Origin of the sequence: Erwinia sp. OLFS4, assembly GCF_002752165.1 — a bacterium.
In the GTDB taxonomy this organism is placed as follows: domain Bacteria; phylum Pseudomonadota; class Gammaproteobacteria; order Enterobacterales; family Enterobacteriaceae; genus Izhakiella.
This window is the reverse complement of record NZ_MOMB01000063.1, coordinates 39,777-45,873: the sequence shown is the minus strand read 5'-3', so window position 1 is coordinate 45,873 and position 6,097 is coordinate 39,777. Positions and strand designations below refer to the sequence as shown.

The window sequence follows — 6,097 nt, the reverse complement described above, 5'->3', positions numbered from 1 at the left end:
TATCCTGCGAGTGCCCACACAGATTGTCTGATAAATTGTTAAAGAGCAGTGCCACTTTCTCGTGTGGCGCGGGTTGCGTATATTACGCTTTGCCGCTGAAGAGTCAAGGATTTTCTCCCGTCTCATCCGCGGGAAATCTATCGATTTCATCCCCCGCTAACCCGGCCTGCGTTACCGCCATGCCGTGTCAGTGGAGGCGCATTATAGGGACTTCAGACGCGCTGACAAGTGCTAATTGCGAAAATATAATTAACTGCCGTTTTTTTACGCATTCGCCGGCACAAGTGGGAGTTTTTCCAGCGTTTCGAAGCCATAACGCTGTAAAACGGGTAAAAGTTGTTCAGCCTGATGATCCAGACGGAGACAGTATGCCCGGCTGGCATCCGCTGAACAGGCATCAGGCGCCTGATTCGCCAGTAACCATGCCGTTCGTCGCGCGATGGCCGCACCAGAATCGATCAGCCGCGTGCCTTCAGGCAGCACTGCCTGCAGCTCCTCGCTTAACAAAGGAAAATGAGTGCAACCCAGAACAACCGTATCGGGTGGCTCAGACATCCGCAGCCACGGCTGCAGTATCTGGCGTATTTCTTCAAGCGGAACAACCTTGCCCTGTAACTTGGCTTCAGCCAGTTCCACCAGTTCCGCCGAGCCCAGCATTTCGGTCCTGCATTCATGGGCAAAACGAGAAACCAGTTCATGCGTATAGAGACGTTTTACCGTACCACGGGTGGCGAGCAGCCCCACTACACCATTACGCGTTAGTCTTGCTGCCGGTTTAATCGCAGGAACCACCCCAACAACAGGGAAAGAAAAACGCTGGCGCAAAGCAGGTAAGGTAACGGTACTGGCGGAATTACAGGCAATAACCACCAGTGCCAGCGGGTAACGCCGGGTGGCCGCATCAACAATTTTTACCACGCGGTCAACGATAAACGCTTCGGATTTCTCACCATAAGGAAACGCTTCGTTGTCAAAAACATACAGGTAGTGCAAACCGGGCAGCAACTGTCTGATTTCATCATAAACAGACAACCCACCGACGCCGGAGTCAAACACCAGTACGGTAGGTCGTTGGTTAGAAAGTGTAACTTCCGTCAACAAAGTACTCTCTTCCGGGAGTGTGATAGCCATACGCTGTCTCATCATCTTTATCGAACAGATTAATCATTCTACCACGAACCGTCAGATCAAAGGTGAAAGGATAGGTGCAACCTCGGTATTTCACTTATAAAAAAATCGCTCAGGTCACCCGCACGATAGCCGCAGTAGATCGGCCTGGCAAACCTGACGGCGACACAATAAGCATGACCATGACCGCCAGCAAAAATCCAGGTTCCCGCCTGTCTGATTATGCGCCAGGGCTGGACATCAGCCAGCGAATCCCTAAAATCCCCGCTCAGTTGAATTGATTACCTGGAAACTTCATGACTCCTGAGACTCTGCCAGTCGAGCACTATGACCACCAGCTAGCTGAAAAAGTCAGCCGTCTCAAAACGCTGATGGCGCCATTTACGCCGCCAGAAATTGCGGTGTTCCGCTCTCCCGTCAGCCATTATCGTATGCGGGCTGAGTTTCGGATCTGGCATGAAGGCGACGATCTCTATCATATTATTTTTGACCAGCAGACCGGGCAGAGAATCCGCGTCAATCAGTTTGCAGCCGCCAGTATGCTGATTAATCAACTGATGCCGCTTTTGATTGACCGCATTCGCCGTCATAGCGTACTACGGCGTAAGCTGTTCCAGTTAGATTACCTGTCAACATTAAGTAACCAGATCGTAGTCTCATTGCTCTATCATCGTAAGCTGGATGACGAGTGGCAAGCAGCCGCTATCGCGCTGCGTGACGAATTACGCGCCGCCGGCTTCCAGCTACAGTTGATTGGCCGGGCGACGAAAACCAAAATCAGTCTCGATCACGATTATGTTGATGAAGTACTGCCGGTCGCAGGGCGTAATCTGATTTATCGTCAGGTAGAGAATAGTTTTACCCAACCCAATGCAGCAATAAACATCCGGATGCTGGAATGGGCACTGGCGGTGACACAACACTCACGTGGCGATTTGCTGGAGCTTTACTGCGGAAACGGCAACTTTTCTCTGGCGCTGGCGGCAAATTTTCGTCGGGTACTGGCTACCGAAATTGCTAAACCCTCGGTAGCGGCTGCCCGGTTCAATATTGATGCAAATCATATTGATAATGTCCAGATTATCCGTATGGCGGCAGAAGAGTTTACCGCCGCGCTAAACGGCGAACGAACGTTTAACCGTTTACAGGGTATTGATCTGAAAAGTTATGACTGCGAGACGATTTTTGTCGACCCACCGCGAAGCGGGCTGGATGCAGCGACCGTCAAAATGGTTCAGGGCTATACACGTATTCTTTATATTTCCTGTAATCCGCAAACCCTGTGCGACAATTTACAAGTGCTAAGTCAGACGCATCAAATCAGGCAGCTGGCGTTATTCGATCAGTTTCCTTATACCCACCATATGGAATGCGGCGTACTGCTGGAACGCAAACGCTGATTAAAACGGTGCCGGCAACGACACCGCAGATAAACCTTAACGCTCAGAAGGGGTACGACGTTTCAGACGCAGTCCAATCCAGAACACCACAACCACCATCAGGATGGTCGGCACAAAGTTCGAGCCGATATCAGGATATTCAGCGCGTACAATAGCGCTATACAGCAGAATGCCAAGAAGAAAAAACGCCGCCGCCAGCGATGGTAAACCGTCCGGCATCGATCGGTTTAGATAGCGCTGATGCAGACACCAGGCAGAAAGGCCCAGCGCAATAACGGGAAAAACCGAGAAAGGGACGTAGCGGCTGAATACAGCCGAAAAAGTACCGTTAATAGAAAGTCCGGTAAGAAACGCCAGCAGCAGCGTACCTTTATCCCGGGCAGGTGCTAAACTCATATTGCCTTACCTTTTTTGATGGGTGAGACCCGAACCCAAGGTTACAGCCAACCTTTCCTGCTCGCGGCGATACCAGTAGTAGGCACCTTTGGAAATCATTCTTAGCTGTAACACTAAACGATCTTCTAACCGGCGGCGCTGAACGCTATCAATATCCAGTGCTTCCGCCCCAGCGTTAAAAACAATAATAACCATCGCCTCAGCCTGCGCTTCAATAAAGCTGCGCGGCATCCGGTTTTCCAGCTCCAGATAATCCGCCAGCTCAGCAATGAAGTGCTGGATTTCGCGGGCAACTGCGGCACGAAACGCAGCGGAAGTACCGGAACGTTCACGTAATAACAGACGGAATGCATTCGGATTATTACCAATGAATTCCATAAAGGTTGCCACCGAGGTTTTGATGATGCTGCCGCCTTTTGCGATCCGCTGACGCGCCTGGCGCATCAGCTGACGTAACATCAGGCCGCTTTCATCCACCATGGTTAACCCTAATTCATCTACATCACGAAAATGACGATAAAATGATGTCGGTGCAATCCCCGCTTCCCTGGCAACTTCACGCAGACTTAAACTGGCAAAACTGCGTTCCGCACTCAGCTGGCTGAATGCGGCTTCAATCAGTGAACGCCTCGTTCGCTCCTTTTGTTGCGCCCGGATGCCCATGTTTATGCCTGTTTTTGTTGTCATTGCCGCACTATATCAAAATTCCTGCTATCCGGTCGGTCAAACTTTGTGAACGGCTGTTAACATCACGCATTGTCAAACGGTACAGCCGGAAAGGGTTAAAATTGGGAACTTACCGGCCAGATGTTAGAATCACGTTGTAGAATTGTATATATAAGGATGTACTGGTATGTCACACGCTTATGATTATGATGTCATTGTGATTGGTTCCGGACCTGGCGGCGAGGGTGCGGCAATGGGCCTTGTTAAAGGCGGCGCCCGCGTTGCAGTCATTGAACGCTATCACAACATCGGAGGCGGCTGCACCCACTGGGGCACCATTCCTTCGAAAGCGCTTCGTCACGCAGTCAGCCGTATTATCGAATTTAACCAGAATCCCCTTTACAGCGACCACTCCCGTTTATTACGTTCTTCGTTCGCCGATATTCTCAATCATACCGAGAGCGTCATCAGTCAGCAGACCCGCATGCGCCAGGGTTTTTACGAACGCAATCGTTGCGAACTGTTTCAGGGCGATGCCCATTTCATTGACGCTAATACCGTTGAAATTGAAGCCCATGATGGCACCCAGGAGCGGCTGACGGCAGAAAAATTTGTTATTGCCTGTGGTTCACGCCCCTATCACCCCAACGAAGTTGATTTTACCCATCCCCGTATTTATGACAGTGATTCCATCCTCAACCTGCATCATGAACCGGGTCATGTCATTATTTACGGCGCAGGGGTTATTGGCTGTGAATATGCCTCAATATTCCGCGGACTTAACGTTAAAGTCGATCTGGTGAACACCCGTGACCGGCTGCTGGCTTTTCTTGATCAGGAGATGTCAGATTCGCTTTCCTACCACTTCTGGAACAGCGGGGTAGTCATTCGTCACAATGAAGAGTTTGAAAAGATTGAAGGCACGGAAGATGGCGTGATTCTTCATCTGAAATCTGGCAAGAAAGTCAAAGCCGACTGCCTGCTGTACGCCAACGGCCGTACCGGCAATACCGATACCCTGACCCTGGAGATGGTCGGACTGGAAACAGACAGCCGCGGCCTGGTAAAAGTGAACAGCATGTATCAGACCGCCCAGCCGCACATTTATGCCGTGGGTGACGTTATTGGATACCCAAGTCTGGCTTCAGCCGCCTACGATCAGGGACGCATTGCCGCACAGGCCATTCTGAAAGGAGAAGCCACCGCCCATCTGATTGAAGATATTCCGACAGGAATTTATACCATTCCTGAAATCAGTTCGGTGGGAAAAACAGAACAGCAGCTGACAGCGATGAAAGTGCCTTACGAAGTGGGACGCGCGCAGTTTAAGCATCTGGCACGCGCGCAAATTGTCGGGATGAATATTGGTAGCCTGAAAATCCTTTTTCACCGTGAAACCAAAGAAATTCTTGGCATTCATTGTTTTGGTGAACGCGCAGCCGAAATTATTCATATCGGTCAGGCGATTATGGAACAAAAAAATGGCGGTAATACGATCGAATACTTCGTAAATACCACCTTTAATTATCCGACAATGGCAGAAGCTTATCGTGTCGCGGCACTAAACGGGTTAAACCGTCTGTTTTAAACCGTCAGCCATATGCGCACGCATATGAGTTTTGATCGCCTCAGCCAGCTGTTCGTAGCGATTACGTAGCGGTGAACCGGGGCGATATACCAATGCGATTGTGCGCTGCGGCTCGGGTTTGTAACAGTCAATGTAACAGACGCCGTCACGCACCCTTTCGCCAGGTACCGCCAGCGCCGGTAGCAGCGTAATGCCACTGCCTGCCGCCACCATATTACGCAGGGTTTCTAAACTGGTGGCGCGAAAATGGGTATCTTCATCGGCCCCGGCCTGAAAACAGAATCCCATGGCCTGATCGCGTAAACAGTGCCCGTCTTCCAGCATCAAAAGTTTCTCCCCGGCCAGCTCAGACATAGCTATACGTTCGCGATCGTGCCAGGGATGATTTTCATAAATAGCCAGTTTCATTGGCTCATCAAACAACGGGATCTCAATAAAAGCCTGAGATTCTTTTACCAGGGCAAGAATAGCGCAGTCAAGTTTACCGCTATCAAGCTGGGCCAGCAGTTGCTGAGTCTGAGCTTCATGCAGGTACATTTCCAGTTTCGGAAAGGTATGGTGTAACGTCGGGATAATCTGAGGTAACAGATATGGTCCTACCGTCGGGATCAGTCCAATATGCAGCGGACCGGACATACTCTCCCCCTGCTGGCTGGCCATCTCTTTTAGCACCTTCACCTCGCGCAGTACGGTGCGCGCCTGTTCAACCAGCAACAAACCTGCCTGGGTAAACAGCACTTTACGGCTGGTGCGTTCCAGCAGCATCACGCCTAATTCATCTTCCAGCTTGCGAATTTGTCCGCTTAGCGTCGGTTGACTGACGTGACAGGCATCAGCCGCACGGCGAAAATGGCGATGTTCTGCCAGCGAGACCAGATATTCCAGATCGCGTATGTTCATAAATTCCCTCCCGACTTCG

Annotated in this window: 6 protein-coding genes; 2 read left to right on the top strand and 4 right to left on the bottom strand. The window is 50.7% G+C overall.

Features of this window, described 5'->3' with window-relative positions:
- Positions 1-264: 264 nt before the first annotated feature.
- The gene (gene murI, locus BL249_RS16175; RefSeq protein ID WP_099706225.1) at positions 265-1,131 is read right to left on the bottom strand and encodes a glutamate racemase; all 867 of its coding nucleotides are present in this window, start codon (positions 1,129-1,131) and stop codon (positions 265-267) included.
- 293 nt (positions 1,132-1,424) lie between these two features.
- Here murI and trmA point away from each other — a divergent pair, with 293 nt between their 5' ends.
- Positions 1,425-2,528 (top strand): tRNA (uridine(54)-C5)-methyltransferase TrmA, encoded by a 1,104-nt coding sequence (trmA, locus tag BL249_RS16170; protein ID WP_099706224.1) that lies wholly within the window; start codon positions 1,425-1,427, stop codon positions 2,526-2,528.
- Between the two features lie 36 nt (positions 2,529-2,564).
- Here the strand turns inward: trmA and BL249_RS16165 are convergent, their stop codons facing one another.
- Together BL249_RS16165 and fabR are read right to left on the bottom strand one after the other, a co-directional pair.
- On the bottom strand, positions 2,565-2,924 hold the full coding sequence (locus BL249_RS16165) for a YijD family membrane protein (RefSeq protein WP_099706223.1): 360 nt from the start codon (positions 2,922-2,924) through the stop codon (positions 2,565-2,567).
- A gap of 6 nt (positions 2,925-2,930) precedes the next feature.
- The gene (fabR, locus tag BL249_RS16160) at positions 2,931-3,587 is read right to left on the bottom strand and encodes an HTH-type transcriptional repressor FabR (RefSeq protein WP_099706222.1); all 657 of its coding nucleotides are present in this window, start codon (positions 3,585-3,587) and stop codon (positions 2,931-2,933) included.
- 190 nt (positions 3,588-3,777) lie between these two features.
- Here fabR and sthA point away from each other — a divergent pair, with 190 nt between their 5' ends.
- The gene (sthA, locus tag BL249_RS16155) at positions 3,778-5,178 is read left to right on the top strand and encodes a Si-specific NAD(P)(+) transhydrogenase (RefSeq protein ID WP_099706221.1); all 1,401 of its coding nucleotides are present in this window, start codon (positions 3,778-3,780) and stop codon (positions 5,176-5,178) included.
- Here the strand turns inward: sthA and oxyR are convergent.
- Positions 5,161-6,078: a DNA-binding transcriptional regulator OxyR gene (gene oxyR, locus BL249_RS16150; protein WP_099706220.1), complete on the bottom strand. Its 918-nt coding sequence runs from the start codon at positions 6,076-6,078 to the stop codon at positions 5,161-5,163. The genes sthA and oxyR overlap by 18 nt on opposite strands.
- Positions 6,079-6,097: the final 19 nt, after the last annotated feature.

What these genes read in the sequence shown, in the direction of transcription:
- murI (WP_099706225.1), bottom strand. Translation starts at nt 1,131, where the DNA reads ATGGCTATCACACTCCCGGAAGAGAGTACTTTGTTGACGGAAGTTACA.
- trmA (WP_099706224.1), top strand. Translation starts at nt 1,425, where the DNA reads ATGACTCCTGAGACTCTGCCAGTCGAGCACTATGACCACCAGCTAGCT.
- BL249_RS16165 (WP_099706223.1), bottom strand. Translation starts at nt 2,924, where the DNA reads ATGAGTTTAGCACCTGCCCGGGATAAAGGTACGCTGCTGCTGGCGTTT.
- fabR (WP_099706222.1), bottom strand. Translation starts at nt 3,587, where the DNA reads ATGGGCATCCGGGCGCAACAAAAGGAGCGAACGAGGCGTTCACTGATT.
- sthA (WP_099706221.1), top strand. Translation starts at nt 3,778, where the DNA reads ATGTCACACGCTTATGATTATGATGTCATTGTGATTGGTTCCGGACCT.
- oxyR (WP_099706220.1), bottom strand. Translation starts at nt 6,078, where the DNA reads ATGAACATACGCGATCTGGAATATCTGGTCTCGCTGGCAGAACATCGC.